Here is a 26,259-nt window from a genome sequence, read left to right as displayed (position 1 = left end):
ACGGCAGGCGCACATGCCACCGGCAGAGGCGCGCCCGCTCACTCCCGGTGCACCGGGGGCGCAGTGGGGTGCGCGGGCGGGATGCGGAGTACGCGCCCCCGAGTGGCGTGGCTCGGTACGGCGGCAGCCGCACCGCTCTCCGAGTGGCGTCGAGGGCGTGCGCCCCGCCGTGCGCTGCTGTCATCCTGTGTGCCTCGCCCGGACCGCGCACGGTTCACGTGTTACTCCCCGGCGCTCCGGCGCTCGACAGAGTGGGGATACCTGGTGGGTTCGGCGAGTACGCGGGCGCGTGCGACGTTCGGCGACGCAGCCCGCAACGGGCACGAGGGCGTCCATACCCAGACCTAGGAGGCGCACGGTCACGGCCTGCACGCCGCACTGTACGAGGAACTCCCCTCCGGCTCCCACCAGTTGGCGGGCGCCAGACCCGTACGCCTCACCGGCGCACGGTGATGGTCGTCGCCGACCATGTGATCTGTCCGCTGGGCGCGTTGACCATCGCGTCGCGGGCTCGCACGGAGGCGGTCGGCCCGTCAGTCCCGGGACGACGGGGTGAGCCAGCGGCCGTCCTGGAACTCGGCAGGGACGTCGTCCTCCCCCGGGTCGATCCCCCGGCGTTCCAGTTCGTCGAACCAGCGGTCCCGCTGTGACGCGGGGAGACGCCGTCCGCACCAGGGGCAGAAGTCGATGGTGACGCTCGACGTGCCGCCGTCATGAATGATCAGCCCGTACTCCTGGAACTCGGCGCGGAATTCGACCAGCGCGTCCGGACAGGCGTAACGGTCGTCGTGCTGATCGCAACGCGCGTTCGCGCGGCGGTCCATCTCCTCGCAGCAGTGGTGGGTCATGACGCCCGTTCGACCTCGACGAGTTGGCACGCGAGGCAGAAGCGGAGCACGCGCAAGCGCGCGAGACCAGGTGACAAAGGGGACATGGGTGCGAGTCTACGGCTGTGGGGAATCACGGGGTGGGGCTGACAAGGTCGCCGACCACGTCCAGGGCCCGGTGCCACGGGAACGACGCCGGAGCTCCCTGCTTCGGCGGGTGCGACTCGTACCCGTCGGGGCCGTCGAGGAAGACCACGCCCTGGGCGCGGAGATCCGCAACGTTCCGGGCACCAGCCGGCCGGGCCCCCTGCGCGCGGTTGAAGTACGGCATCGCGGCAACCGGCACGCCAAGGTGCACGCCCTCGGAGACCAGGCCCAAAGCGACGGTGTCGGCGATGCCCGCCCCCCACTTGTTGAGGCTGGTACACGACAGGGCAGCTACGAGCATGGCGCTCGCCTTCGGCAACGCATCTCTCTCGCCCGGAAGTCTGTGCTGCGATCGGACCCAATGACCGGTCAGGGCTTCGAGTTCGGCGAGGCGCGGTTCCCACCAGCGGGCCGCCGACGGGTTCAGGATCAAGCGCACGTCCCAGCCGCGGGCCTGCGCCTGCCGCACCCCCTCGTCGACGAACTCGGCGGGGCCGGCAGCGCAGGCAATGAGGTACAGAACCTGCTCCGACATGCAGGGAGTCCTCATCAAGGGCAGGCCGAGCACCCTGGCCCTGGTGAAGGACGCCAGCCGGGAGGCCGCAACGAGCGACCCTGCGCCGGCCTCCTTCTTCCGTGTCGACGCCGTTGTACATCGCGCTGTTCTCCCGGCGCGCAGCACCAGCCCTTCCCGATTGAGGCCATTGAGGACTCGTGGTGGGCAGCGCACGCGAGAAGGCCCCCGACCATGATCGGTCGGGGGCCTTCGTGCTGGTGGGCGCGGACGGTTTCGAACCGCCGACATCTGCTTTGTAAGAGCAGCGCTCTACCCCTGAGCTACGCACCCGTGGACGAAGGAACAGCGTACATGGCGTCGGGCCCCCGCTCACACTCCGATTGCCCTCAGCCGCAGGTCCGGGCCTCGAAGCCGTCACCGCGCCGCGACCGAGCCGACCCCGGGTCGCCGCCCAAGGCCGTCCGAGGCCGTCGGATACGGGGGTTACCCCCACCCCGGAGCGGGTGGACGGCCTCATCGTGGGTGACGGCGCGAGTGCATAACGTGAAGGTGACCGGGGGAACTGCCCCGGTGAGCATGTCACCGCACCGCGCACCTCTGGGGGACCGATCCCGTGGACAGCACCACCGGCAGCACCGAGACGCCGCACGCCCGCCCTCACACGGACCGCACCACCCGTCGACGCGACGGGGGCGGTGCAGGCACCACCCGTACCGCCCACACCGTCCGCAGCACCCGCACCGCCCTCCTCGCCTCCGCCGGGGCGCTCCTCGTAGCGGTGGCGGTCAGCGGCTGCGCGGGCTCGGACGTGGATGGGGCGCCCGTCGAGCACAAGTCGTTCGCGCTCCAGGGGAAGACGTTGGCGATCGACTCGTCGAACACCTCGCTGGAGCTCGTACCGGCCGACGTGGACCAGGTGGAGGTGGAGCGGCAGACGGACGGGTGGGTGGTCTTCGGGTCCGGGCCCGATCCGGTCTGGAAGATGGAGGACGGCACTCTCACGCTGAAGGTGAAGTGCACGGGCGTGGTCAACAACTGCTCGGGCCGGCATCGGGTGAAGGTGCCGCGCGGGGTCGCCGTGAAGGCGTCGGGGAGCAACGGAAAGGTGACCGCGACCGGGTTCGACACCCGGCTGGAGCTGTCCTCCGACAACGGCGGGGTGGTGGTGCGGGACGCCGGGGGCGAGCTCACGTTGTCGAGCGACAACGGTTCGATCGACGCCAAGGGGCTCTCGGGCCCGTCCGTGGTGGTCGGTTCGGACAACGGGACGATCCGGCTCGGGTTCGACACGGCGCCGGACCTGCTGGACGTGGACACGGACAACGGCGGTGCCCGCATCGAGCTGCCCGGGGACGGGACCGCGTACGCGGTGGACGCCAAGGCGGACAACGGGCACGTCTCCGTGGACGTACCGCGCAGCGACGGCAGCCCGCACGTGGTGAAGGTCCGCAGCGACAACGGGGAAGTCAGCCTCCGAACCGCGAACTAACCGGCCCGGGTGTTCGTCATGTCTGGTGGGAGAATGGACCGGGCAGGAGCGAATGGCACGGGAGAGGCATGTGACGGCGACAGACGCGCGGCCGCAGGTGAGAGCGCACGCCCCCGGGGGCCCTGCCGGCGCCGTCCCGTCGTCGGCGAACGGGGCTCCGCGGGCGTTCCGGGACGTCGTGGCACTGGTGCTGCTGCCGCTCCCGCTGCTCGCCGCCGCGCTGCCCGCCGCCTTCGCCGGGGGCGGTACGCGCCGCTGGTTCGGCGGGCGGGACGGGGGCAGCCGACGGGCGGACGCCCAGGCGGCGAAGGACGCCGCCGCGGAAGCCTTCTACGAGCTGGACAGCGCGCAGCGCGATCTCGAGATCTCGATCGAGACGATCACGGCCGTCGACAGTTCTCCGCGCGCCCGGCAGGCCGTCGAGGAGTTCGCCGCGCTGGGGCGCCGTATCGACGAGGTCAGCCACACCTACATCACCGCGGTCGACGCGCACGATTTGGACCGGGACGGTCTTGAGCCGTCCGTCGCGGCGCGTGCCACGACGGAGCTGACTCAGGCGAAGGACGCTCTGGTACGGGTGAAGGGCGAGCTCGACCGGTACGCGCAGGGGCTCGGGCCCCTCCTCGGCAGCGCCGAGACGCAGCTCGCCCGGCTGGCACCGGCTGTGGAGCGGGCGCGGCAGGCGCTGATCGGGGCCACCGGCGCGCTGGACGGCGTCCGCGCCTCCGGCTTGAAGGCCGACGACCTCGCGGCCCGGCTCGCCGCCCTCGCCCCCGAGCTGACCAGGCTCAACCAGGGCGCGGGGCGCCACGGTGTCGCCGGGACGCTGGAACGCGCCGATCAGGTGCTCCGCGAGGCGCAGGCCATACGCACCGAGGCCGAGCGGCTGCCGGAGCGGGCTGCCGAGATCGACCGCAGGCTGGTGTCGCTGCGTACTCGCGCGCAGGCCCTGACCACCCGGGCGGGCGGGGTGGAGCCGATCCTCAGCGAGTTGCGGCGGCGGTTCTCCGAGGAGTGCTGGCAGGACCTCCAGCACGTTCCGGAGCAGGCGGCCGAGGATGTCCGCCGGGCCGAGGAGAAGCTCGCCGAGGCCGCCACGGCCCGCAAGGACCAGAGCTGGGCCGACGCCACCGCGCGGCTCGGCACGGTCCGCGCGCTGCTCAACCACGCGGACGAGGCGGTGTCGGCGGCCGGGGAGCGGCTGCGCCTGCTGGACGCGGTGGCGAAGGACCCGAAGAAGGAGATCGAGCGGACCCGGTTCGCCGTCCGCGACGCTCAGCGGCTCGCGATGGCCGGCCGCAACACGCCCGATCCTCGTCACGCCGGTCCGCTGGACAACGCGGTGGCGCGGCTGGACCGTGCGATCGCCGCCCTGGACGTCCGCCACCCCGACTACTGGCACTTCCTGACCGAGGCGGAGGGCGTCCGGCAGACGGCGGCCCAGGTCGTCTCGGCCATCCGGGAGGGGCTCGGCACGGGCTCGACCGCCACCTAGCCGAGCGGCCCCGCGGTCCCGTGGCCCAGCGGTCCCCGGCTGTCCCGTAGCCCAGCGGTCCCCGGCTGTCCCGTAGCCCAGCGGCCCCCGGTTGTCCCGTCCCGCTACCTGGCAGATGCTGGAGGTGATCCGTGCGCCGGTGCGGACCTCCGCCAGGGAGGGGGACCGGTACCTCCGTGGAGGCCCGCGCGCCGGTACGTACCTCCGAGGAGGTCGCCATGAAGAAGCCAGGCAAGGCCGAACCCGTGAAGACCGGGTACGAGCAGGCGGATCCGGTGAAGGCCGCGCCCGACCGGGCCGAGGCCGTGCAGGCCAAGCCCTTGCACGCCCGTCTCAACGAGGAGTTGCCCGTCGACCACCGGCTCAGTCAGGTCTACCGGGTCGGCGCCGGGCTGATGGGGCTGGTGCTCCTGGTCTTCGGCATCCTCGGTCTGATCGACAAGATCGGCATCTTCGACACCGGTGGCGACACCGTCGCCGGCCTCAACACCAACGGCGCGCTCAGCATCCTCTCCATCTGTGTGGGGGTGCTGCTCTTCGGCGGCATGGTGGTGGGCGGCAACAAGGCGTCCACGCTGAACATGACGGTCGGCGTCCTCTTCATCGCCAGCGGGTTCGTGAACCTGGCCCTGCTCGACACCGGGCTAAACTTCCTCGCGTTCGAAATGCCGAACGTGCTGTTCAGCTTCATCGTCGGGCTGATGCTGATGTTCTTCGGGATGTACGGACGGGTCAGCGGCGGGCTTCCGCACGACAACCCGTACTGGCGGGCCCGCCATCCCGAGGAGGCCGCCCGCGAGGACCGCACCCGGGCCAACCGGCCCCCGATGATGCCGGGCACCCGGCCCCAGCCGCACGGGTGACGGGGTGAACCGGCGCCTTGTCCGGCCGATGCCGGACGAGGCGCCCTACTCTTGGTCCATGCCTCGTTACGAGTACCGCTGCCGCACCTGCGGAGACACCTTCGAGCTCAGCCGCCCGATGGCCGAGTCCTCCGATCCCGCCACGTGCCCCGTCGGCCACGACGACACCGTCAAGCTGCTCTCCGCCGTCGCCGTGGGCGGTACCTCCTCCGGCTCCGCGCCCGCACCGGCGGGCGGGGGCGGGGGCGGCTGCTGCGGCGGGGGCTGCTGCGGCTGAGGCCGGTCGGGCCTCGCAGAACCGGCCGGGCCTCGCGGAACCCCCTCGCGGAACCGGCCGGGCCTCGCGGAACCGGAGCGACCGGAGCGGCCGGGGCGGCTGCTCCGGTCCCGCTCCCGTTCACCGTTTGCGCGACAGCGTCAGCCCGTCCGCGACCGTCAGCAGCACACTGTCCATGCGGTCGTCGGCGAGCACGTGGTCGTTGAACTCCCTGATGGACGCCGCTCCCCCGGTGGCGTGCGGGTCCACGACCCCGCCGTGGAAGAGGGTGTTGTCGGTGGCGATCAGGCCGCCGGGCCGCAACCGGGGGACCAGCTCCTCCCAGTACGCGACGTAGCCGCCCTTGTCCGCGTCCAGGTAGGCGAAGTCGATGTGCGGCTCCTCGGGCAGGGTACGAAGGGTGTCGAGCGCGGGTGCGATGCGCAGGTCGATGCGGTCCGCGACCCCCGCCTTCTCCCAGGCGGCCCTGCCGTACGCCGTCCACTCCTCCGAGACGTCGCAGGCGATCAGCCGCCCGCCCGGCGCCAGCGCCTGCGCCATCGACAGCGCCCCGAAGCCGGTGAAGGTGCCGACCTCCACCACGAGCCGGGCTTCGGTCAGCCGGACCAGGAAGGCGAGCAGCGGGCCCTGTTCCCGGGCCGACTGCATGCCCGCGCGGTCCGGGAGTTCGGCGTACGTGGTCGCGACGAGCTCCCGTTGGACGGGGTCGAGCGGCGGGTTGTGCGCGAGTACGTACGCGTACAGCTCGTCCGTCATACGGGTTTCGTTGCCCTTGGTCATCGTGCGCAACTCCTGGGGCTGGTCGGTGGTGCGGCGGTGTGCCGTTCGGACCCAGCCTGCCCAATGGCCTCCTGGTTGCCCACGACCCTTCTCGTCAGCCGCGCGTCGCTGCCAGGAACCTGCGCAGGATCTCCTCCCCGGCGAGGACGCCCTGCTCGTGGAGGGCGACGACGCCGCCGGTGTGCCAGCCGGTGTCGGCGAGTTCGCCGTGGCCGGGGCGCCAGGCGAGGTCGGTGCTGAGCAGCAGGTCGGCGTCGAGGAGGGAGTCGCCCGCGGAGAGGGTGAGTGCGGCCCCGGCGCGGCGGGCGACCTCGCGGACGGCCGCGCTCTTGGTGAGCGGCCGGGGTACGGCGTAGATCTTGCGGCCCTGGAGGGAGACGGTCCAGCCGCGCGGGTCGGCCCAGTCGACGAGCTCCTTCACCCAGCCGTCGGGGAGCTGGGAGCGTTCGACGACGAGGTAGGCGAAGAGGTCCTCGGCGACCCGGTCCTTCAGCAGCCAGGCGGGGTCGGAGACGGCGGAGAGGTGGGCGCGGACCTCGGCGAGCGGGGCGCACTCGCCGGCGATGCGGTCCAGGACCCCCGCGTGCCAGTCGGGGTCGGACTCCCCGTCCACGAGGATGTGCCCGCCGTTGGCGACGACGGCGTAGGCGGGTGCCGGGCCGGGGAGGCTGATGCGGTGGTACTGCTCGCGGGTGCGGGTCGTGGTCGGTACGAAGACCGTGGTGCGGCCCAGCTCGTCCAGCAGTCCGGCGGCCGTCTCGGTGACGTAGGAGAGCGGCTTGTTGCCGTACACCTCGACGCAGAGCAGCCGGGGTGCGTCGGCGTCCGGCATGGCGAGCTGGAGGGCGCCGGTCGAGTAGATGAGGGTGCGGTCGAGGTCGCTGGCGACCAGCGCCACGGGGTTCGTCCCCGGTGCGGTCACTGTTCCGTCACCGCCTTGCCGTCGGCACCGGTCGCGCCCCGGGTGTACTTCGGGTGGATCAGTCCGACACAGCTGTACGGGAGTCCGTCGACCTCCTCGACGGGCACCCCGCGTTGCTCCGCGAGGAGCCGTACGTGGTCGAGGTCGGCGCCGGCGCCGCGGTCGGCGAGGATCTTCCAGGGGACGCGGCGGAGCAGCACGCGGGTGGTCTCGCCGACGCCGGGCTTCACGAGGTTGACGTCGTGGATGCCGTACTCCTCGCTGATGCGCTCGACGGCGGCCCAGCCCTCCCAGGTGGGGGCGCGGTCGGCGGCGAGCAGTGCCTTGGCCTCCTCGTCCACCTCGTCGGCGACCTCGTCGAAGCGGGCGGCGACGGTCTCCAGGAAGTCGAGGGAGACGTCCGAACCGGCCAGCTCCCGGTAGAACTTGGCGCCGTGGAAGTCGTCCGGGCCGACCAGGTCGGCGCGGAGCACGGTGCGGGAGATCAGCCCGGACACGGTGGAGTTGAGGCAGGCGGAGGGGATGAGGAAGTCCTCGCGGGTGCCGTAGGTGCGGACGCAGCCGCCGGGGTCGGCCAGGACCGCGATCTCGGGGTTGAACCCTTCGAACTCCTCCAGGGCGACCGCGAGTTCGCGGGTGATGGCGCCCTTGCCGGTCCAGCCGTCGACGAACACGACGTCGGCGGGGTCGTGGTGGGCGGCCAGCCAGCGCAGGGCGTTGGCGTCGATGCCCCGGCCGCGCACGATGGAGACGGCGTAGTGCGGCAGGTCGAGTCCGTGGCGGTGCTGGGCCCAGCGGCGCATCAGGACGCCGACGGGGGTTCCGGCGCGGGCGAGCGAGACCAGTACGGGCCGGGGTCCGCGCTCTTCGAGGACCGTCTCGGTGACGGTCCCGACGGCGCGGGCGATGCGGGCGGCCGAGGTCTCCAGGGCTGCCTGGAAGAGTGCCTGGTAGGCGGGGCTGGGCTGGTACTCCACGGGGAGCGATTCGGCGTAGTGCGCGCCACCGCTCTGTATCGCCTCCTCGCGTTCCTCCGTGGGAGCCTCCAGCTCGGTGTCCGAGAGGTCCTGGAGCAGCCAGCCGACGTCCTCGGCGGCGTACGAGGAGAATGCGGGGCCTCTGAGTGGCTCGGGCAGCATCGTGAATTCCTGCCGTTCGGGGGTGTACGAGGGAATGACCGCGAGGAGCACCCGGCCGGTGTGGGCGGCGAGGCGGGCCAGCAGCCCTTCGGGGGCATGGAGTTCGGGTGTGTCGGCGTGCGAGTCGACCACCACGACGACGGCGTCGAAGCCGGCTCCGGCGACGTTGTACGTGTACCGGTCGCCGGGGCCGTCCGCCGGGGCGTCGTGGGCCGGGAAGGCCAGTCGGCTGCGTATCGCGTAGCCGGGGTCGTCGACGGCGAGGACGGGTGAACGGGTGGTGGTGGAGTAGCGGACCTCGGTGTCCGTCACGTCGTGGAGCTGTTCCAGGGCGGTGCCGAGGCGCAGCGGGGCGTACATGAGTTCCTCGAAGCCGAGGACGAGAACACGGCGGGGGCCGGCACCGCTTCCGGGGTCGCCGGAGCCGGAGGCGGTACCGCCGTACGGGCCCTGGAGGGCCGCCGCGATCCGGGCGGCCATGGCGGGGAGGGCGCGTTCCAGAGTGGCGCGGTGGGCGGGGGTGAAGCCGTGCCGGCCACCGTCGGGCAGCCCCTCGGGCCAGCCGAGGTCGACCCGGACGGCCTGAGCGGCGACCGCGCCGGCCACATCGGGCTCTGCGGCCCCGGAAGCTTCTGCGGCCCCGGCGGCTTCTGCGGCCTCGGCGGCCTTCGCGGCCTCGGCGGCCTCCTGCTCGGCCACGAGGGCCTGTCCCCGTTCCAGTACCCCTTCGGGCAGGACGACCGTGCCGGTGCCGCGGGCGACCAGGTCGACGCGGGCGCCGATCTCGGCGGCGAACCCGGTGAGGCGGCCCCGGTCCTCGGCCGACCGCATGTCGGCCAGGGCCACGATGACGTACCGCTCGCGGGGGTAGAGGTCGTGCAGCGCGCGGATGGTGTTGAGGACGGTGTTGCCCGTGGAGAACTCGTCGTCGACGAGGACCAGCGTCCCGGGGCGGGCGAGCAGGGCCGGGTCCTCGGGGAGCAGCAGGTGGGAGGTGGCGTGGGAGTGGGATTCCTCGAAGCCGCCGGCGCGGACCACCCCGGGGACCGGGCGGCGGGTGGAGTGGAGGTAGGGCGCCGAGCCGATGCCGTCGGCGACCGAGTGGCCGAGTCCGGTGGCGGTCTCGGCGTATCCCAGGACGATCGCCCGGTCGGCCTCGGGCCCGAGCAGGTCGCGAACCGCGCGGCCGAGGTCGACCCCGGCGCCGTGGACGACGGAGGGGAGCTGGGGCACGTGCTTGCCGAGGACGTGGGAGACCAGCAGATGGGCCCGCCGGGGGTTGCGCCGCAGGGCGAGCCCCAGCATGTCCCTGACCTCCTGGTCACCGGCGAGAGCGACTCCCAGCCGCTCGGCCACCCAGCTGCCCGACCACACCACGTCCACCGTCTCTTTCTCCGTCGCCCGCCCGCTCATCGGTACGCGCTCATTCCGCTCCGGCTGCGGCCAGCAGGTCCACGAAGCCGATGTCCTCGCGCGCGACGCCGAAGACCTCGGCACGCAGGAGGGTCCGTTCGGCCCACGCCCGGTGCGGTTTCACTTCATTCATCTTGTTGGTATACGCGGAGCGCAGCACTCCGCCACCGCCGCGCTCGGGGCGCAGGATGTCCTGAGCGTCGCTGAATTCCTCGTGGCTGACGACGGACAGCGCGTGCACGGGGTCCACGTGCGAGGGGTGGATGCAGGTCTTCCCGAGGAGACCGTTGGCCCGGTCGAGTTCGATCTCGCGGAGCAGCCCGTCCAGGTCGTGCTCGATGAGCGCGGTGCGCAGTTTCTCCGCCCGTCCCTCCTGGAAGGGGCTGCGGCGCAGCTGCGGCTTGAACATGCGTTCCTGGTTGCGGAAGTACTCCCAGACGGGGCCGGTGATCGTGAATCCGGTGCCGTCGGCGCGGCCGAGGACGTTGACGACGTCGGCGATGACGGCGCTGACGATCTGCACGTCGTACGCGGTCATGTCGGAGGATCTCCGCAGCCCGTAGGCGGAGCAGAAGTCGGTGACGCCGAGCCGCAGCGCGAGAATGTGCTCGCGGTGGATCGCGACGACACGCGCGATCCCCTGAAGCGTTTCGGTCCGGGTTTCCAGGTGGAGGAGTTCCGGCGATTCGAGCACCGGCATGGCGAACAGCCGGTGTCCGCAGGCGGATTCCGCACGGTTCAGGGCCGCCAGGAAAAGCTCTCCGCGCTGTTCGGTGAATTTCGGCAGGACGAAGCCGGAGAGCAGCCGGACCGTGGCGCCGAGGCGGTCGACCAGGTCGGTGATCTGCCCGGGCTCACGCACCCGGATGAAGAGGAGCGGAGTCGCCGCTTCGCGTGCGGCGAGGTCCGCGAACTGTTTGACCAGGTTCTTCTCGGCGCCTTCCACCTCGGCGTCGGCGATCGAGTCCTCCAGGCAGAGGACCATGGAGACGACGCCGCGCCCGGCCTGCTTGACGACGTCGTCCGCGAGCCGGGGACGGGTGGCCGGAGCGTAGAGCGTGGCGCCCAGCGCGGCCGAGAGCACGCGGGCAGGAGCGTTCGCGTCGAATTCGCATGGTTCCTGGAAGAACAGTCCCTGCCGGGCAGCAGGCGAGATGTGCCCGAAATGACGCATGATTTTCCCCCGTACCGCCTGATCGATCGAACAACGCATGGCCGGTAATAGTACGTATGGACAGGTGTCCGCAGTTCCCCGCATATGTGAACTTCGGGTAACTCGCCCGTGTCCGAGGACCCCGGCACGGTAAGGTGCTGCAGCTCAGCTCTACCCCCGGATACCGGTTCAAGGCCCCCGCGTTGTCCGGGGAAGCCGACAACAGGCAGGATGACGGGCATGACGCAAGGGATGCTGAAGGGTTCGAACGTCCCCCTCGACGCCACGGCCGTAAGGGCCGTGCTGCGCTGGACTCCTGGGACGGGCGTCCCGGACGTGGACGCCTCCGCCCTGCTGCTCGGTTCCTCGGGCCGGGTGCGCTTCGACGAGGACTTCGTCTTCTACAACCAGCCCCGGCATCCCTCCGGCCATGTGCGCCGGCTGCCGAAGCGGAGCGCCGGCGACGGGCTGACGGACACGGTCGAGGCGGACCTGGCGGCGCTCGACTCCTCGGTGGACCAGGTGGTGATCGCCGCCTCCTCCGACGGTGCGAGCTTCGGGAGCGTCCACGACCTGCGGATATCGCTGTACGACGCGGCGGCCCCGGACGGCGCCCCGCTGGCCGTGTTCGAGGTCCGGCCCGAGACCGGTGAGGAGACCGCCATCATCTGCGGCGAGCTCTACCGGCGCGGCGACGGCTGGAAGTTCCGTGCGGTCGGCCAGGGCTATCCGACCGGGCTGATCGGGCTCGCGACGGCCTTCGGCATCTCGGTGGACGACGGGGAGCAGCCGCCCGGGCCGTCTTCCGAAGAGCTGCCCGAGGCGCTGTCCGAACAGTCCGGGACCGACGGTAAGCCGGCAAGCGCCCAGGCACCCGCGCCCGGCGGTCCCGCGCCGGACCACGCCTGGGACCTCACCATCCCCCAGCCGCAGTCCGGGTACGGCTACCCGCAGCCGCCCGCCGCCCCTCCGGTACCGGAGGGCGGGTACGGCTACCCGCAGCCCGCCACCACCGCACCGGCGTACGGCTATCCCCAGCCCGCCACCACCGTGCCCGCGTACGGCTACCCGCAGCCCGCCGCGGCCCCACCCGCCTACGGCTACCCGCAGCCCGAGACCAGCGCGCCCGCGTACGGGTATCCGCAGCCCGCCGCAGCCGCCGCGCCCGCGCCGGATCCGCATTTCGTCCTGCCTCCGCAGGGCCCGCAGTTCGTCCGGTGACGAGCGCTCAGGCACGCGACTTGTAGCCGCGGCCCCACTGCATGCCGAAGCCGTAGAGCCGGTCGAGCTCGGACTGGAACCCGTAGACGAACTTGACCTCTCGGCGCACGATGAGCTCCTCCTTGACGTTCTCCACGGTGAACACGGCGCAGGAGCGGGCTTCGGGTGCGCGCTCGTCCAGCTCGATCTCGATCCGCGGGCCGTTGCCCGGGTACAGCGTGACCATGGCGTGCGTGCGGTCGAACGCCGGCGTCTGGTCGTAGATGTAGACGAAGAAGAGCAGTCGTTTGATCTTGTCGCGATGGTCCATGTTGACGTAGACCGTCTCCCCCGAGGGGGCACCGAAGCGGTCGTCGCCGCTGAGGCGGATGTACGGCGGTTCGTTCAGGTCCCCGATGAGGTTGCCGAGGGGCTGCACCACGCCCTTGGTGCCGTCCATGAGCTCGTACATGCACCCGAGGTCGAGGTCGACGTTGACCATGCCCTGGGTGTGGGCCTGCACGACCTCGGGCTGGAAGAGCTTCAGCGGGTTCCGGAGCAGGCTGCCCTGCGACGATCGGCCCTCTATGTCGGAGCTCCGCATCCGCCAGGAGAGGTTGACCCGGAGATTCCCGGTGAGCGCTCCCTGTTTGGTCAGCGAGACCGTCGCGTTCCGCCGTGAGAGCTGAATCGAGTTCGACGCCGCGTTGCCCGACTCGAACTGTGCCGCACGTGCCGGCCACAGGCCGTCGAAGAAGCCCATCCCCCCACCCCACCCAATCTGTCTGCGCGCCCTCGCGGGACCGGGGTTCCGGCCCGCTCTCGCGCGTCCCGCACACCAGTGCGGGGCGGCCGGCGGACCGGCCCGGGGTCCATCCGGAGCCGTACCGCGCGGACCGCCCCGCTGAGAGCGTTCCCTCTTTGCTTACCGGGTCACACACCCGGCGGAGGAGACTTCTGGCCAGAACTTCAGCGGATTCCGCCGTCGCCCGCGTCGACCAGCGTGCTGCCGCCGTCGCCCGCCTCGGCGAGGGCCTTGTTCCGCCGGACCGACGACCAGAACGACCAGGCGATCAGAACCACGCCGACCAGGCCGGTGATGATCTCGTTGATCTGGTACTGGATGGTCACGAGGAGGATGACGGAGAGGGCGCCGATGGCGTAGTGGGCGCCGTGCTCCAGGTAGACGTAGTCGTCCAGGGTGCCCTGGCGGACCAGGTAGACCGTGAGCGAACGGACGTACATGGCGCCGATACCGAGGCCGAGGGCCATCAGCACGATCTCGTTGGTGATGGCGAAGGCGCCGATGACACCGTCGAACGAGAAGGACGCGTCCAGGACCTCCAGGTAGAGGAACATGAAGAAGGCGGCCTTGCCGGCCAGCACGACCGGCGCGACGGCCTTGCCGCTCCTCTTGGCCTCTTCCTCGGCCTCGTGCTCGCGCTCCTCCTCCTCTTCGAGCTTGTTCTCGAAGAAGCCCGAGAGCCCGCCGACGACGAGGTAGGTGATCAGGCCCGCGACACCGGCGAGCAGCACGGTGGACGTCTTGTCCGCGTGCGCACCGCCGTGCTGGTGGGCGTGGGTCGCGAAGGTCAGGGCGGAGACGAGCAGGACGATCAGTGCGACGCAGACCGACAGCATGTCGACCTTGCCGAGCTTGGCGAGAGGGCGCTCGATCCACCGGAGCCACTGGATGTCCCGGTCCTCGAAGATGAAGTCGAGGAAGATCATGAGCAGGAACATGCCACCGAAGGCCGCGATCGACGGGTGCGCGTCGGTGACCAGCTGCTGGTACCGGTCCGGGTCGTTGAACGAGAGGTCGATGGCCTCGATGGGCCCGAGTTTGGCGCTGATCGCCACGATCACGACGGGGAAGACCAGCCGCATACCGAATACCGCGATGAGCACGCCGACCGTGAGGAAGATCTTCTGCCAGAAGGCGTTCATCTTCTTGAGGATTCCGGCGTTGATCACCGCGTTGTCGAAGGACAGCGAGATCTCCAGGACCGTCAGGATCGCGACGACGCCGAGAGCCTGCCACCCCCCGTAGAACACCGCTGCGACCAGGCCGAGCGCGGTAATCGCGAACGACCAGCCGAAGGTTTTCAGAAGCACTGGCTACCCCATCGTGTAAGTAACGGGTCTCCCCCGTAGTACGGGGCTCCCCCGCGCCGAGCGCGGCTTTACGAAACGTTGACCCCGAAGTCTAGAGCGATGCCGCGCAGTCCTGACGCGTACCCCTGTCCCACAGCGCGGAACTTCCATTCACCGTTGTAGCGGTAGAGCTCACCGAAGATCATCGCCGTCTCGGACGAGGCGTCCTCGCTGAGGTCGTAGCGGGCGAGCTCCTGGCCGTCGGCCTGGTTCACGACCCGGATGAACGCATTGCTGACCTGGCCGAAAGCCTGCCCACGATTGTCCGCTTCATGAATCGAGACGGGAAAGACGATCTTGTCGCAGTGCGCCGGCACCTGGTCCAGGTGGACGATGACGGACTCGTCGTCACCGTCACCCGCGCCGGTGAGGTTGTCCCCGGTGTGTTCGACCGAGCCGTCGGGGCTGGTGAGGTTGTTGTAGAAGATGAACCAGTCGTCCCCGAGCACCCGGCCGGACTGGCAGAGCAGCGCGCTGGCGTCCAGGTCGAAGTCGGCGCCGGTGGTGGACCGCGCGTCCCAGCCGAGGCCGACGAGCACCTGGGTGAGGTTGGGTGCGGCCTTGGAGAGGGAGACATTGCCTCCCTTGGCGAGCGTGACGCCCATGATGTGTCCTCCCCGATTCGTGATGCGTGTGCGGATTCTGTCCCGTCCGTGCGGTACGAACCGTCCGGTGCGGGCCGTGCCCGTACGCGGCCCGGGCTCGGCCGTGCGGTGGGCGAAGCACGCCCGGCGCCGCACGAGAGGTGCGGCGCCGGGCGCTCTGCTGCTGGTCCGGACGCCTCCGGCCGGCCTCCGCGGGGTCGCGCGTCGGCTTGGGACGTTGACGTCGGGGGTTGACGTCAGACGTTGACGCCGAAGTCCTGCGCGATGCCCCGCAGACCGGAGGCGTACCCCTGGCCGATGGCGCGGAACTTCCACTCGCCGCCGTTGCGGTAGAGCTCGCCGAAGACCATGGCGGTCTCGGTGGAGGCGTCCTCGCTGAGGTCGTAGCGGGCCAGCTCGGAGTTGTCGGCCTGGTTGACCACGCGGATGTACGCGTTGCGGACCTGGCCGAAGCTCTGCTGCCGGCTCTCGGCCTCGTAGATCGAGACCGGGAAGACGATCTTGTCGACATCGGCCGGGACGGCGGCGAGGTTGACCTTGATGACCTCGTCGTCGCCCTCGCCCTCACCGGTGAGGTTGTCACCGGTGTGCTCGACGGAGCCGTCGGGGCTCTTGAGGTTGTTGAAGAAGACGAAATTGCCGTCACTGCCGACCTTGCCCTCGGTGTTCGCCAGCAGCGCGCTGGCGTCGAGGTCGAAGTCGCCGCCGGTGGTCGTCCGGGCGTCCCAGCCCAGGCCGACGATGACAGCGGTCAGGTTGGGCGCGGCCTTGGTCAGCGAGACGTTGCCGCCCTTGCTGAGGCTGACTCCCACGAGTCCTCCCATAGGTATGTAGGGGCCGGCAGACACCAGCTTCCCCGTCGTGCACGTACCGGATCAACGAACGGATCCTAGTGACCGGTTCCCGGCCAAAGAAGGCTTTTGGGCGGGTGGGGCGGGAGTTCTCCGCAAGCGGAGGACGGCCGGAGGGCGGCCGGGGCCGGGAGCCCGGCCGCGCCGCCCTCCGGCAGGGGCTCAGAGGGCTTCGAGCGCCTTGACGTACTCCTTCAGGTCCCGCGCGTCGGGCAGCCCGTTGACGACGCTCCAGCGCACCACGCCCTCCTTGTCGATGATGAAGGTGCCGCGCACCGCGCAGCCCTTGTCCTCGTCGAAGACGCCGTACGCGCGCGAGACCTCGCCGTGCGGCCAGAAGTCGGAGAGCAGCGGGTACTCCAGCCCCTCCTGCTCGGCGAAGACCCGCAGGGTGTGGATGGAGTCGTTGGAGACGGCGAGGAGCTGGGTGTCGGCGTTCTCGAAGCGCGGCAGCTCGTCGCGGAGCGCGCAGAGCTCGCCGGTGCAGACGCCGGTGAAGGCGAACGGGTAGAAGAGCAGCACCACGTTCTTCTCGCCGCGGAACTCGGACAGCGTGACCGTCCGGCCGTGGTTGTCCTTGAGCTCGAACGCGGGGGCCTGGGAGCCGACCTCGATCGCCATGGGGTGTCCCTTCGCTTGCGTCACCGCCCCCGGACCGGTCCGCCGGGGGCCGTGGCCCAGCCTACGCAGCACCCCGCGCAGGACGTACGAAGGCCCCCGGCGGCGCGATGCCGTCGGGGGCCTTCAGGGTGCTACGGGGTGGTGCGGGAGGATCTCAGCGCTTGGCCTTGGCGGCCTTGGGCGAGACGAGACGGCTGCCCGTCCAGTCCTTGCCCGCGCTGATGCTCTTGGTCTGGGAGAGACCGGCGGTCTGAGCGGCATCACTGATGTCGCTGGGTTCGACGTATCCGTCACGGCCGGTCTTCGGCGTCATCAGCCAGACCGTACCGCCGTCCTCGATCAGGCCGATGGCATCCACCAGCGCGTCCGTAAGGTCGCCGTCCTCGTCACGGAACCACAGCACGACGACGTCTGCGACGTCGTCGTAGTCCTCGTCGACGAGTTCCCCACCGATGGTGGCCTCAATACCCTTACGGAGCTCCAGCTCGACGTCGTCGTCGTAGCCGATCTCCTGGACCACCTGACCGGGTTCGAACCCCAGCCGTTCAGCCAGGTTGGTCCGCTCCTCCGCGTGGTCCGCGGTCGCGCTCACGGGTTGCCTCCTGATCATGTTTCGGAAAATGCTTCAGCCACGCGCGTACGCGCGGCGCTGGCCGTAGTCCACACGGGCTCGGCGAATCGCGCAAGTACCCGGCGCTCCGGACCGCCTAAACGGTGACGTTCCCTGCCACGTCGCCGCAACTTCCGGCCGGTCCGCGCCGGGGTGCCGCGAGCACCGGTCCGTGTACGTCCTTCCTCAGCTTATGCCGTTTCGCTCCGGCATTCGCCGCCGTACAGCGTTTGGGAACGCTTGGACGGCTTGGGCGTATGGTTGCGATTTGGTCCGGCGCCCTTGTTCCGCCTTACGGCTACTGCCCCGGACGGGTGTCCGGTAACCCGCTGGTTACCGTGCGGTAGAGGTGACGTACGGGTCCCGGCGGTACACGATGGAGGGTGGCGATTCCGCGGACGTCGGAGACGCCGCGAGGTTGCGCGCCCCGACGGATCGGCCTCGCAGCAGACCCCGTAGCAGCACCGAACAGCGAAGGAACAGTGTGGCTTCCGGATCCGATCGCAACCCGATCATCATTGGCGGCCTTCCCAGCCAGGTCCCGGATTTCGATCCCGAGGAGACCCAGGAGTGGCTGGACTCGCTCGACGCCGCCGTGGACGAGCGCGGCCATGAGCGGGCCCGCTATCTGATGCTCCGCCTCATCGAACGGGCACGCGAGAAGCGTGTGGCCGTTCCGGAGATGCGCAGTACCGACTACGTCAACACGATCGCCACGAAGGACGAACCCTTCTTCCCCGGCGACGAGGAGATCGAGCGCAAGGTTCTCAACGCGACCCGCTGGAACGCGGCCGTGATGGTCTCGCGGGCCCAGCGCCCCGGGATCGGTGTCGGTGGTCACATCGCCACGTTCGCCTCCTCCGCCTCGCTCTACGACGTGGGCTTCAACCACTTCTTCCGGGGCAAGGACGAAGGCGACGGCGGCGACCAGATCTTCTTCCAGGGGCACGCCTCACCGGGCATCTACGCCCGCGCGTTCCTGCTGGACCGGCTGAGCGAGGCGCAGCTGGACGGGTTCCGCCAGGAGAAGTCGAAGGCGCCGAACGGGCTCTCCAGCTACCCGCACCCGCGGCTCATGCCGGACTTCTGGGAGTTCCCGACGGTGTCGATGGGGCTCGGCCCGCTCGGCGCGATCTACCAGGCGCGGATGAACCGCTACCTGGAGGCGCGCGGCATCGCCGACACCTCGAAGTCGCACGTCTGGGCGTATCTCGGCGACGGCGAGATGGACGAGCCGGAGTCGCTCGGCCAGCTCTCCATCGCCGCCCGCGAGGGTCTGGACAACCTCACCTTCGTCGTCAACTGCAACCTGCAGCGGCTCGACGGCCCGGTGCGCGGCAACGGCAAGATCATCCAGGAGCTGGAGTCCCAGTTCCGGGGGGCCGGCTGGAACGTGATCAAGCTGGTCTGGGACCGCACCTGGGACCCGCTGCTCGCGCAGGACCGCACGGGCATCCTGGTCAACAAGCTGAACACCACGCCGGACGGCCAGTTCCAGACGTACGCCACCGAGACGGGCGCGTACATCCGCGAGCACTTCTTCGGCGGCGACCAGCGTCTGCGGGACATGGTCAAGGACATGTCCGACGAACAGATCCTGCACCTGGGGCGCGGCGGACACGACCACCGGAAGGTCTACGCGGCGTACGCGGCGGCCAAGGCGCACCAGGGCCAGCCGACGGTGATCCTGGCGCAGACGGTCAAGGGCTGGACGCTGGGGCCGAACTTCGAGGGCCGCAACGCGACCCACCAGATGAAGAAGCTCACCACCGAGGACCTGAAGCGGTTCCGCGACCGGCTGCACATCCCGATCACGGACAAGCAGCTGGACGAGGGGTACCCGCCCTACTACCACCCGGGCCGGGACTCCGAGGAGATCCAGTACATGCACGACCGGCGGGAGAGCCTGGGCGGGTACGTGCCGACCCGGGTGGTCCGCGCCAAGCCGTTGGCCCTGCCGGAGGAGAAGACCTACGCGGCTGCGAAGAAGGGCTCGGGCCAGCAGTCGATCGCCACCACGATGGCGTTCGTCCGCATCCTGAAGGACCTCATGCGGGACAAGGAGATCGGCAGGCGTTTCGTGCTGATCGCGCCCGACGAGTACCGCACCTTCGGCATGGACGCGTTCTTCCCGAGCGCGAAGATCTACAACCCGCTGGGGCAGCAGTACGAGGCGGTGGACCGTGAACTCCTGCTCGCGTACAAGGAGTCGCCGACCGGGCAGATGCTGCACGACGGCATCTCCGAGGCGGGCTGCACGGCCTCGCTGATCGCGGCGGGCTCGTCCTACGCCACGCACGGCGAGCCGCTGATCCCGGTCTACGTCTTCTACTCGATGTTCGGGTTCCAGCGCACCGGTGACCAGTTCTGGCAGATGGCCGACCAGCTCGCGCGCGGTTTCGTCCTGGGTGCGACCGCAGGGCGCACGACCCTGACCGGCGAGGGGCTCCAGCACGCGGACGGCCACTCGCAGCTGCTCGCCTCGACCAACCCGGCGTGCGTGGCCTACGACCCGGCGTACGGGTTCGAGATCGCCCACATCGTCAGGGACGGGCTGCGCCGGATGTACGGCGAGAACAGCGAGGACGTCTTCTACTACCTCACCGTCTACAACGAGCCGATCCAGCACCCGGCCGAGCCCGCCGACGTGGACGTGGAGGGCATCCTCGCGGGTGTCCACCGCTTCCGGCGCGGTGAGCAGGGGCAGATCCCGGCGCAGATCCTGGCGTCCGGTGTGGCGGTCCCGTGGGCGCTGGAGGCGCAGCGCGTCCTCGCCGAGGAGTGGAACGTCCGGGCGGACGTCTGGTCGGCGACCAGCTGGAACGAGCTGCGCCGCGAGGCCGTGGAGACGGAGCGGTACAACCTGCTCCACCCGGAGGAGGAACAGCGCGTCCCGTACGTGACGCGGAAGCTCTCCGGTTCCGAGGGACCGTTCGTCGCTGTTTCGGACTGGATGCGATCGGTTCCGGATCAGATTTCCCGCTGGGTGCCGGGCGCGTACCAGTCGCTGGGCGCGGACGGTTTCGGTTTCGCGGACACCCGGGGGGCCGCCCGCCGGTTCTTCCACATCGACGCGCAGTCGATCGTGCTGGCGGTCCTCACGGAGCTGGCGAAGGAGGGGCGGATCGACCGTTCGGCGCTGAAGACGGCGGTCGACCGGTACGAGTTGCTGGACGTGGCGGCGGCCGACCCGGGCGCGGCGGGCGGCGACGCCTGAGGCGGCTCCGCACCCCTGTGCCGGCCGGTCCCGGGTTCGCCCGGGGCCGGCCGGCGGTGTTCGCGGGGTCGGGCCCGCAGGCCCTGGTGTCTTCCGGGCCGGCCGCTCAGACGGCGGGCTGCTGCTCCTTCCACTCCGCCTGGGCGTCGTTCAGCTCACCGGCCATCTTGTCGAGGAACGCCTTGGCGGAGGTCCGGCCGAGCAGGACCTTCTGCAGTTCGGGCTCGTTGTCGGCCTTGCTGATGCCGTTCCAGTCCGGCAGGTAGTACGGCAGCTGCACGGTGACGGTCGAGCCGTCGGAGAGGGCCTTGGCCGCGAGCGCGGTGGGCTCGGCGCGGGAGACCCAGGGGTCCTCGGCGGCCTCGTTGTTGGCCGGGATCAGTCCCGCCTGCTCGTTGAACTTCGAGTTGGCCGCGTGGGAGGCGGCGTACTCGATGAACTTCCACGCGGCGGCCTTGTGTTCGGAGGTCTTGAAGAGGCCGAGTCCGTCGACGGGGTTGGAGACCTGGACCCGCTTGCCGCCCGCGCCGATCGGCTGCGGGATGCCCCGGAACTTGTCCGTGCCGAGGGCGGTCACGTGGTCCTGGTACGAGCCGAGGTTGTGGTTGACCATGCCGATGGTGCCGGAGTCGTACTGGGCGACCATCTTGATGAAGTCGTTGTTGAGGTCGGCGGAGGGCGTGACCTTCTTGTAGAGGGCCGCGTACTTCTCCAGGGCGGCCACGTTCCGGGGGTCGTTGAGGGTGGTCTTCTCGCCCTTGGCGTCCCAGAAGGACGTGATGCCGGACTGCCCGTACATGGCGTCCATGGCCTGGGCGATGGAGCCGGCGCCGCCGCGGATGGTGTAGCCGAAACGATTCTTCTTGGGGTCGCTCAGCTTCTCGGCCGCCGTGTAGAAGTCGTCCCAGGTGACCGGGGCGGCCAGGCCGGCTTTCTTGAAGAGGTCGGTGCGGTAGTAGAGCACTCCGTTGTTGGCGGAGATCGGGACGTTGTAGGTGTGCTGCTCCGAGCCGCCTGCCGCCTTCATCGCCTCGACCATGCCCGGGTTGAGCTCGCCGTCCAGCGAGGAGTCCGCGCTCCGGCCTTCCAGGGGCTCCAGCGAGCCCTGGGCGGCGAGCCCGGCGAGCATCGCCGCGCCGACCCCGCCGACGTCCGGCAGTCCTCCGCCCTGGATGGCGTTGTCGTACTTGGTCTGGATCTCGGTGGCCGCCACCCCGACGTACTGGACCTGGATGCCCGGGTTCTCCTTCTCGAAGTCGGCGATGATCGCCTTCCATATGTCCGTGCGCACGCCGCCGTTGTTGTCCCAGAAGACGATTTTTCCCTTGCCGTCGCCCTCGGCGCCCCCGCCGCCGGCGAAGCCGCTGCCGTCGTCACCGCAGCCGGTGACGGTCAGGGCGAGGACGGCCGTGAGGGACGTCGCGGCCGCCGCGCGTGCCCGGTGCGTCTTCGAGATCTTCATCGTCGGCTCCACTCTCTCGGTACTTCGGTAGCGGTGTGGCTGGGCGTGCGGAGAAGGCTGGAAAATCAGGAAAGGGGGTCAGCCCGTGGTCACGGGGCTCGGGACGGTGTGGGTGTCGGCGGGTTCGTCCGCCGGGAAGGCACGGCGGACGAAGGACGCGATGTGGTCGTGGAGGGCCGCGGCGGCCCCGGCCGCGTCGGCGGCCAGCGCGAGCCGCAGGATCTCCCGGTGCTCGGCCGCCTCGCGCTCCCAGGACGGGTCGGCCGCCCAGGCCACGGTGGAGACGAGCGCCGCCTGGTCGCGCACCTCGTCGAGCAGCCGGCCCAGCAGCGGGTTGCCGCAGGAGAGGTAGAGGGCGCGGTGGAAGTCCCGGTTGGCCAGCGAGCGTTCGGCCTTGTCGGGCGCCGAGTCGGCTCGCTCCAGGGCCTCCTGGGCCGCGCCCAGGGAGGCCCGGCAGGTGATCGTCCGGCGCAGCGCCTCCGGCTCCAGGAGCAGCCGTACGTCGTAGACCTCGCGCGCCATCCCGGCGTCCACGAGCCGGACGGTGGCGCCCTTGTACTGGCTCATCACGACGAGCCCGGTACCGGCGAGGGTTTTCAGGGCTTCGCGTACCGGCGTCTTCGACACCCCGAACTGTGCGGCGAGTTCGGTCTCGACGAGCGCCTGCCCCGGCCGCAACCGGGCCGTCAGGATCGCGTGTTTGATCGCTTCCAGCACGAACTGCGTTCTGGACGGGATCGGGGTGGGCGCAAACGTCATGAAGGGCTCTCGCATCTCGCGTATCGCGTCTCATATATGACGTACGAAGTACGACGCGATGAAGCTAGATGTATGCCGAAGATTTCGTCAACGCATCTGACAGAACAACTTCGCAGAGCTACCGGGCCGACGGGCGGATCGCCGGGGCCTCGGGCGGAGCCCCGGCCCTGGTGACCGTACGTCACGCACGGGCTCCGGAGGGCGGCGGCAGCGTGTGCCCCCACCCTCCGGCCGGGCGACCGCCCCGCGCGGTCAGCCCTCCCAGATCTTGAACGCCCGCACCTGGTAGGGGGAGCGCGGGACCCAGGTGCCCGGTCCGGGGTAGGTCTCGAACTCCCCTGTCTCACCGCATTCGGCCGACTGGTAGAGGGTGACGTTGCGGCCGGTGCGGTTGGCGAAGGACTGCGCGTCGCTTCCGGCGGGCAGCGGGACGCAGCTCTCGATGTCGACGGCGGACAGGTCCCGGTTCAGCCGCCCGCCGGTGAAGTCCGGCTTCTTCCAGAGGCAGAGCTGGCCGGCCGCACACTCCCCGAGCCGGACGCCCGAGGCCCGGCCGGGCGCGACCGCGACGGTCCTGGTGGTCGCGGCGACGCCGGTGGCCGTCACGGTGGTGTACGTACCCCTGGACGCGGCGGGTGTGGCGGCCGGAGCGACGGCCGAGGCGGCGGGAACGACAGCGGTGGCGGCCAGGACGGCCGCGATGACGGTCTTGCGCATGGTGGATCAACCCCGTGGTCGTGCGGTTCTCTTGGCCTGACCTTGACCTGCCGCAACCTGCCCGGGGAAGGGGTTCGGAGCGGGACCACCCGGATAGGTGGTGTCCGGCCGTGATCCGCCGGACACCACCTGCGCGACAGCCCCGCCGGTTCGGACCGACGGGGCTGCGTGGACGCGGGTTGACGCGGTTTCTCCGGGGGCGGGCGGGGTCAGATGTGGCCGACTCCGGCACCGGCTTCGGCGTTGTCGCCGCGCTTGGTGAAGAGGGCGACCACCGCGGCGACCACCGCGACGCAGCCGGCCACCAGGAACGCGGTGCTCATGCCTGACACGAAGGTGTCATGCGCGACCGCGGTGATCTTCGCGGCGATCTCCGGCGGGGTGTTCGGGGCGATGGGCGGCATACCGACCTCGATGGCCGACGACGCCTGCGAAAGCTGCTCCGCGGAGGTCTTCGGGAGACCGGCGTCCGCCCAGTTGCCCGGCAGCAGGGAGTCGACCCTGGCCGCCATCACGGCGCCGAGGACGGCCGTGCCGAGGCTGCCGCCGACCTGCATGCCCGCCTGCTGGAGGCCACCGGCGACTCCGGACAGCTCCATCGGGGCGTTGCCGACGATGACCTCGGTGGCGCCCACCATGACGGGGGCGAGTCCGAGGCCGAGCAGCGCGAACCAGATCGACATGGTCAGCGTGCCCGTACCGATGGTCAGCTGCGACATTCCGAAACAGGCGACGGCGGTGCACACCATGCCGCCGACCAGCGGGACCCGCGGGCCGAACTTGGTGATCAGGGCGCCGGCGAGCGGCGAGGCGACGATCATCATGGCGGTCAGCGGGAGCAGGTGGAGACCGCTGTCGACGGGGCTCATGCCGTGCACGTTCTGGAGGTAGAACGTGACGAAGAACAGGCCGCCCATGAAGGCGAAGGCCATCAGCACCATCAGGATCGCGCCCGCCGACAGCGGGATGGACCTGAACATCGCGAGCGGGATCAGCGGCTCGCGGACGCGCGTCTGGACGAGCGCGAAGGCCACGAAGAGGACGACCGCCGCCACGAGGAAGCCGATCGTCCTGACGTCGCCCCAGCCCCACGCGGCACCCTTGATGAGCGCCCAGATGAGACTGAACATCGCCAGCGAGAGCAGGACGATGCCGCCGATGTCGAAGGAGCGGGGCGCGTTCTCCGCACGGTGGTCCTTGAGGATCACCACGCCGAGCACGAGGGCGATCACGCCGACCGGCACGTTGATGAAGAAGACGGACTGCCAGCTGACGTGCTCGACGAGCACGCCGCCGAGGATCGGGCCGCCCGCGGTGGAGGCGCCGATGACCATGCCCCAGATACCGATGGCCATGTTGAGCTTCTCGGCGGGGAAGGTGGCGCGCAGCAGGCCGAGCGCCGCGGGCATCAGCAGGGCGCCGAAGAGGCCCTGGAGCACCCGGAAGACGATCACGAACGTGACGCTGGAGGAGAGGCCGATGGCCCCGGAGGCGGCGGCGAAGCCGACGACGCCGATGAGGAACGTCTGACGGTGGCCGAAGCGGTCACCGAGCTTGCCCGCGGTGATCAGCGAGACCGCGAGCGCCAGCATGTAGCCGTTCGTGATCCACTGGACGTCCGCGAGGGAGGCGTTGAGGTCCTTCTGGATGGCGGGGTTGGCGATGGCGACGATCGTGCCGTCGAGCGCGACCATCATCACCCCGATGGCCACGGCGAACAGCGTCAGCCATGGATGGCCACGAAGTCCCTTGGTGGGCGCGGGAACTGATATGTCCGCGGGCTCCCGCGAAGCCTTCTCGACGGAGGTCTGACTAGTCATGCCCGGCAGAATAGTGACAGCGACTGACAGTTGACCAACCAATTCACCAACCGGTAACTGTCAGGTGGCTCACAACGGAGCCGGTACGCGCGGGGCCACGGGAGAGGGACAGCACGTGACAGAAGGTCCGGCGAAGCGCCGACGGGTCGGGGCGCCGCGCGGGAACGCGCAGCCCACGGCGGTCGCGCGCGAACAGCTCAGCAGGGCGGCGGGGTTGCTCCGGCGCCCGGAGTGCGCGGTCGGGTTGCGGGAGCGCAAGAAGCAGCGCACCCGGGACGCGCTGCTCCACGCCGCCCTCGAACTCTTCACCACCCAGGGGTACGAACGGACCACGGTGGACGGGATCGTGGAGGCGGTCAAGGTCTCCCAGCGCACGTTCTTCCGGTACTTCGCGAGCAAGGAGGACGTCGTCTTCGCCACCCAGGACCTGGTGGAGGCGCGCTTCCTCGCGGAGTTGCGGCAGCGTCCGGCCCAGGAGCCGCCACTCGAAGCGATGCGGCAGGCCGTGTTCCGCGCCTGGGACGCGCTGGAGCGGTCCGACCCGCCCGAGGCCACGGTGGAGCTGCACGTGCGCACGTTCCGGATGATCGAGTCCCAGCCGACGCTGCTGGCCACGCACATGCGCCGGTGCATCGCCATGGAGGAGGAGGTCGCCGCGGTGATCGCCGGACGGGAGTGCCTGGACGTCGACGCCGACCCGCGCCCCCGGGTGGCGGTCGCCGCGTTCTCCGGGACGATGCGGGTCACCGGGCAGCTGTGGGGCCGCTCCGGCGACGGCACCCTGGCCTCGCTGCGCGCCCTGGCCGAACGCCATCTGGACATGCTCGGTCCGACGCTCGCCGCCGGCTGGCGCGAGCCAGGTCCGGGGGCCGGCAGCCCGCCCGCCGGTCCGCCCGCCACTCCCGTACCCCCCGTGCCCCTTGAGAGACTCGCGACCCAGGTTCCCCTCGCGGGCGCCGGTGCGACCTCGCCGGGGCGGCGCGTGGGCGGCCGGTGACACGGACCTCCCCGCCGGACGACTGCCCGGCAGAACCCACCCCCGCGCACCACCGGGCGCACCACCGGGGCGCACCACCGCGCGCACCGATCCGGCATGCCACCCGGGCGCACGACCCCGGCGCCCGGTCCACGCTGCGCGCCCTCCGTGACTACGGAACGTAAGGAATTCGGCCGACAAACCCCTCCCTCGGGTGAGGTATGTCACCCGGGCTCCGCTGCCCG

At 70.5% G+C, this 26,259-nt stretch carries 22 protein-coding genes, 1 tRNA gene and 1 pseudogene; 7 read left to right on the top strand and 17 right to left on the bottom strand.

Annotated features, from left to right (window positions below):
* Positions 1-533 precede the first annotated feature (533 nt).
* The 3 genes from ACFZAX_RS28745 to ACFZAX_RS28735 form a co-directional block, all read right to left on the bottom strand.
* A complete protein-coding gene (locus tag ACFZAX_RS28745; protein WP_390965198.1) occupies positions 534-848 on the bottom strand; it encodes a DUF6980 family protein in 315 nt (104 codons plus the stop codon).
* Positions 849-960: 112 nt separating this feature from the next.
* Positions 961-1,509, bottom strand: coding sequence for a flavoprotein (locus tag ACFZAX_RS28740; RefSeq protein WP_390965197.1), 549 nt, complete (start codon positions 1,507-1,509; stop codon positions 961-963).
* Positions 1,510-1,746: 237 nt separating this feature from the next.
* Positions 1,747-1,821 (bottom strand) — tRNA-Val (locus ACFZAX_RS28735).
* Positions 1,822-2,269: 448 nt separating this feature from the next.
* Between ACFZAX_RS28735 and ACFZAX_RS28730 the strand changes: the two genes are divergently transcribed.
* The 4 genes from ACFZAX_RS28730 to ACFZAX_RS28715 all read left to right on the top strand — a co-directional run bounded on the left by ACFZAX_RS28730 (position 2,270) and on the right by ACFZAX_RS28715 (position 5,615).
* Complete coding sequence (locus ACFZAX_RS28730; RefSeq protein WP_390965251.1) at positions 2,270-2,980, top strand: DUF4097 family beta strand repeat-containing protein; 711 nt, start codon at positions 2,270-2,272, stop codon at positions 2,978-2,980.
* A gap of 187 nt (positions 2,981-3,167) precedes the next feature.
* Positions 3,168-4,475 carry a hypothetical protein gene (locus tag ACFZAX_RS28725; protein ID WP_390965250.1) on the top strand — a complete coding sequence of 436 codons (1,308 nt, stop codon included), beginning with the start codon at positions 3,168-3,170 and terminating at the stop codon, positions 4,473-4,475.
* A gap of 218 nt (positions 4,476-4,693) precedes the next feature.
* Positions 4,694-5,338, top strand: a complete 645-nt coding sequence (locus tag ACFZAX_RS28720) for a DUF4383 domain-containing protein (protein ID WP_390965196.1) — start codon at positions 4,694-4,696, stop codon at positions 5,336-5,338.
* A gap of 58 nt (positions 5,339-5,396) precedes the next feature.
* Positions 5,397-5,615, top strand: a complete 219-nt coding sequence (locus ACFZAX_RS28715) for an FmdB family zinc ribbon protein (protein WP_390965195.1) — start codon at positions 5,397-5,399, stop codon at positions 5,613-5,615.
* Between the two features lie 120 nt (positions 5,616-5,735).
* On the opposite strand, the gene ACFZAX_RS28710 is transcribed toward ACFZAX_RS28715, so the two are convergent.
* The 4 genes from ACFZAX_RS28710 to ACFZAX_RS28695 form a co-directional block, all read right to left on the bottom strand.
* Positions 5,736-6,395: a class I SAM-dependent methyltransferase gene (locus tag ACFZAX_RS28710; RefSeq protein WP_390965194.1), complete on the bottom strand. Its 660-nt coding sequence runs from the start codon at positions 6,393-6,395 to the stop codon at positions 5,736-5,738.
* A 94-nt stretch (positions 6,396-6,489) separates the two neighbouring features.
* The gene (locus tag ACFZAX_RS28705) at positions 6,490-7,287 is read right to left on the bottom strand and encodes an HAD family hydrolase (RefSeq protein WP_390965249.1); all 798 of its coding nucleotides are present in this window, start codon (positions 7,285-7,287) and stop codon (positions 6,490-6,492) included.
* Positions 7,288-7,313: 26 nt separating this feature from the next.
* On the bottom strand, positions 7,314-9,869 hold the full coding sequence (locus ACFZAX_RS28700) for a phosphoribosyltransferase domain-containing protein (protein WP_390965193.1): 2,556 nt from the start codon (positions 9,867-9,869) through the stop codon (positions 7,314-7,316).
* Positions 9,870-9,879: 10 nt separating this feature from the next.
* The gene (locus ACFZAX_RS28695; RefSeq protein WP_390965192.1) at positions 9,880-11,043 is read right to left on the bottom strand and encodes an HpcH/HpaI aldolase/citrate lyase family protein; all 1,164 of its coding nucleotides are present in this window, start codon (positions 11,041-11,043) and stop codon (positions 9,880-9,882) included.
* A 210-nt stretch (positions 11,044-11,253) separates the two neighbouring features.
* Here ACFZAX_RS28695 and ACFZAX_RS28690 point away from each other — a divergent pair, with 210 nt between their 5' ends.
* The gene (locus ACFZAX_RS28690) at positions 11,254-12,243 is read left to right on the top strand and encodes a TerD family protein (protein WP_390965191.1); all 990 of its coding nucleotides are present in this window, start codon (positions 11,254-11,256) and stop codon (positions 12,241-12,243) included.
* Between the two features lie 7 nt (positions 12,244-12,250).
* Here ACFZAX_RS28690 and ACFZAX_RS28685 read toward each other — a convergent pair whose 3' ends face one another.
* The 6 genes from ACFZAX_RS28685 to ACFZAX_RS28660 all read right to left on the bottom strand — a co-directional run bounded on the left by ACFZAX_RS28685 (position 12,251) and on the right by ACFZAX_RS28660 (position 17,045).
* Complete coding sequence (locus tag ACFZAX_RS28685) at positions 12,251-12,985, bottom strand: Tellurium resistance (RefSeq protein ID WP_390965190.1); 735 nt, start codon at positions 12,983-12,985, stop codon at positions 12,251-12,253.
* Between the two features lie 206 nt (positions 12,986-13,191).
* Entirely contained in the window at positions 13,192-14,337 is a 1,146-nt protein-coding gene (locus ACFZAX_RS28680) for a DUF475 domain-containing protein (protein ID WP_390965189.1), read from the bottom strand.
* Positions 14,338-14,405: 68 nt separating this feature from the next.
* The gene (locus tag ACFZAX_RS28675) at positions 14,406-14,981 is read right to left on the bottom strand and encodes a TerD family protein (RefSeq protein ID WP_390965188.1); all 576 of its coding nucleotides are present in this window, start codon (positions 14,979-14,981) and stop codon (positions 14,406-14,408) included.
* Positions 14,982-15,217: 236 nt separating this feature from the next.
* Positions 15,218-15,793 carry a TerD family protein gene (locus ACFZAX_RS28670; protein WP_390965187.1) on the bottom strand — a complete coding sequence of 192 codons (576 nt, stop codon included), beginning with the start codon at positions 15,791-15,793 and terminating at the stop codon, positions 15,218-15,220.
* A 201-nt stretch (positions 15,794-15,994) separates the two neighbouring features.
* On the bottom strand, positions 15,995-16,453 hold the full coding sequence (locus ACFZAX_RS28665; RefSeq protein WP_390965186.1) for a redoxin domain-containing protein: 459 nt from the start codon (positions 16,451-16,453) through the stop codon (positions 15,995-15,997).
* Between the two features lie 154 nt (positions 16,454-16,607).
* Complete coding sequence (locus tag ACFZAX_RS28660) at positions 16,608-17,045, bottom strand: DUF3052 family protein (protein ID WP_390965185.1); 438 nt, start codon at positions 17,043-17,045, stop codon at positions 16,608-16,610.
* 502 nt (positions 17,046-17,547) lie between these two features.
* Between ACFZAX_RS28660 and aceE the strand changes: the two genes are divergently transcribed.
* Positions 17,548-20,280: a pyruvate dehydrogenase (acetyl-transferring), homodimeric type gene (aceE, locus tag ACFZAX_RS28655; protein WP_390965184.1), complete on the top strand. Its 2,733-nt coding sequence runs from the start codon at positions 17,548-17,550 to the stop codon at positions 20,278-20,280.
* Positions 20,281-20,386: 106 nt separating this feature from the next.
* Here aceE and ACFZAX_RS28650 read toward each other — a convergent pair whose 3' ends face one another.
* The 4 genes from ACFZAX_RS28650 to ACFZAX_RS28635 all read right to left on the bottom strand — a co-directional run bounded on the left by ACFZAX_RS28650 (position 20,387) and on the right by ACFZAX_RS28635 (position 25,038).
* Positions 20,387-21,742, bottom strand: a complete 1,356-nt coding sequence (locus tag ACFZAX_RS28650; protein WP_390965183.1) for an extracellular solute-binding protein — start codon at positions 21,740-21,742, stop codon at positions 20,387-20,389.
* 78 nt (positions 21,743-21,820) lie between these two features.
* Positions 21,821-22,501 carry an FCD domain-containing protein gene (locus ACFZAX_RS28645; RefSeq protein ID WP_390965182.1) on the bottom strand — a complete coding sequence of 227 codons (681 nt, stop codon included), beginning with the start codon at positions 22,499-22,501 and terminating at the stop codon, positions 21,821-21,823.
* 252 nt (positions 22,502-22,753) lie between these two features.
* Positions 22,754-23,218, bottom strand: coding sequence for a peptidase inhibitor family I36 protein (locus tag ACFZAX_RS28640; RefSeq protein ID WP_390965181.1), 465 nt, complete (start codon positions 23,216-23,218; stop codon positions 22,754-22,756).
* Positions 23,219-23,427: 209 nt separating this feature from the next.
* The gene (locus ACFZAX_RS28635; protein WP_390965180.1) at positions 23,428-25,038 is read right to left on the bottom strand and encodes a DHA2 family efflux MFS transporter permease subunit; all 1,611 of its coding nucleotides are present in this window, start codon (positions 25,036-25,038) and stop codon (positions 23,428-23,430) included.
* Between the two features lie 214 nt (positions 25,039-25,252).
* Between ACFZAX_RS28635 and ACFZAX_RS28630 the strand changes: the two are divergent.
* Positions 25,253-25,894, top strand: a pseudogene (locus tag ACFZAX_RS28630) (TetR family transcriptional regulator); the annotation flags it as partial.
* Between the last annotated feature and the right edge of the window lie 365 nt (positions 25,895-26,259).

The sequence above is a fragment of the Streptomyces sp. NPDC008125 genome (genome assembly GCF_042957125.1).
Taxonomy (GTDB): domain Bacteria; phylum Actinomycetota; class Actinomycetes; order Streptomycetales; family Streptomycetaceae; genus Streptomyces.
This window is presented reverse-complemented; position numbering and strand designations above follow the sequence as displayed.

Coding starts and splice junctions, on each gene's coding strand:
- ACFZAX_RS28700 (WP_390965193.1), bottom strand. CDS start 9,869: ATGAGCGGGCGGGCGACGGAGAAAGAGACGGTGGACGTGGTGTGGTCG.
- ACFZAX_RS28695 (WP_390965192.1), bottom strand. CDS start 11,043: ATGCGTCATTTCGGGCACATCTCGCCTGCTGCCCGGCAGGGACTGTTC.
- ACFZAX_RS28715 (WP_390965195.1), top strand. CDS start 5,397: ATGCCTCGTTACGAGTACCGCTGCCGCACCTGCGGAGACACCTTCGAG.
- ACFZAX_RS28650 (WP_390965183.1), bottom strand. CDS start 21,742: ATGAAGATCTCGAAGACGCACCGGGCACGCGCGGCGGCCGCGACGTCC.
- ACFZAX_RS28665 (WP_390965186.1), bottom strand. CDS start 16,453: ATGGCGATCGAGGTCGGCTCCCAGGCCCCCGCGTTCGAGCTCAAGGAC.
- ACFZAX_RS28675 (WP_390965188.1), bottom strand. CDS start 14,981: ATGGGCGTCACGCTCGCCAAGGGAGGCAATGTCTCCCTCTCCAAGGCC.
- ACFZAX_RS28710 (WP_390965194.1), bottom strand. CDS start 6,395: ATGACCAAGGGCAACGAAACCCGTATGACGGACGAGCTGTACGCGTAC.
- ACFZAX_RS28690 (WP_390965191.1), top strand. CDS start 11,254: ATGACGGGCATGACGCAAGGGATGCTGAAGGGTTCGAACGTCCCCCTC.
- ACFZAX_RS28745 (WP_390965198.1), bottom strand. CDS start 848: ATGACCCACCACTGCTGCGAGGAGATGGACCGCCGCGCGAACGCGCGT.
- ACFZAX_RS28640 (WP_390965181.1), bottom strand. CDS start 23,218: ATGCGCAAGACCGTCATCGCGGCCGTCCTGGCCGCCACCGCTGTCGTT.
- ACFZAX_RS28720 (WP_390965196.1), top strand. CDS start 4,694: ATGAAGAAGCCAGGCAAGGCCGAACCCGTGAAGACCGGGTACGAGCAG.
- ACFZAX_RS28635 (WP_390965180.1), bottom strand. CDS start 25,038: ATGACTAGTCAGACCTCCGTCGAGAAGGCTTCGCGGGAGCCCGCGGAC.
- ACFZAX_RS28740 (WP_390965197.1), bottom strand. CDS start 1,509: ATGTCGGAGCAGGTTCTGTACCTCATTGCCTGCGCTGCCGGCCCCGCC.
- ACFZAX_RS28645 (WP_390965182.1), bottom strand. CDS start 22,501: ATGACGTTTGCGCCCACCCCGATCCCGTCCAGAACGCAGTTCGTGCTG.
- ACFZAX_RS28685 (WP_390965190.1), bottom strand. CDS start 12,985: ATGGGCTTCTTCGACGGCCTGTGGCCGGCACGTGCGGCACAGTTCGAG.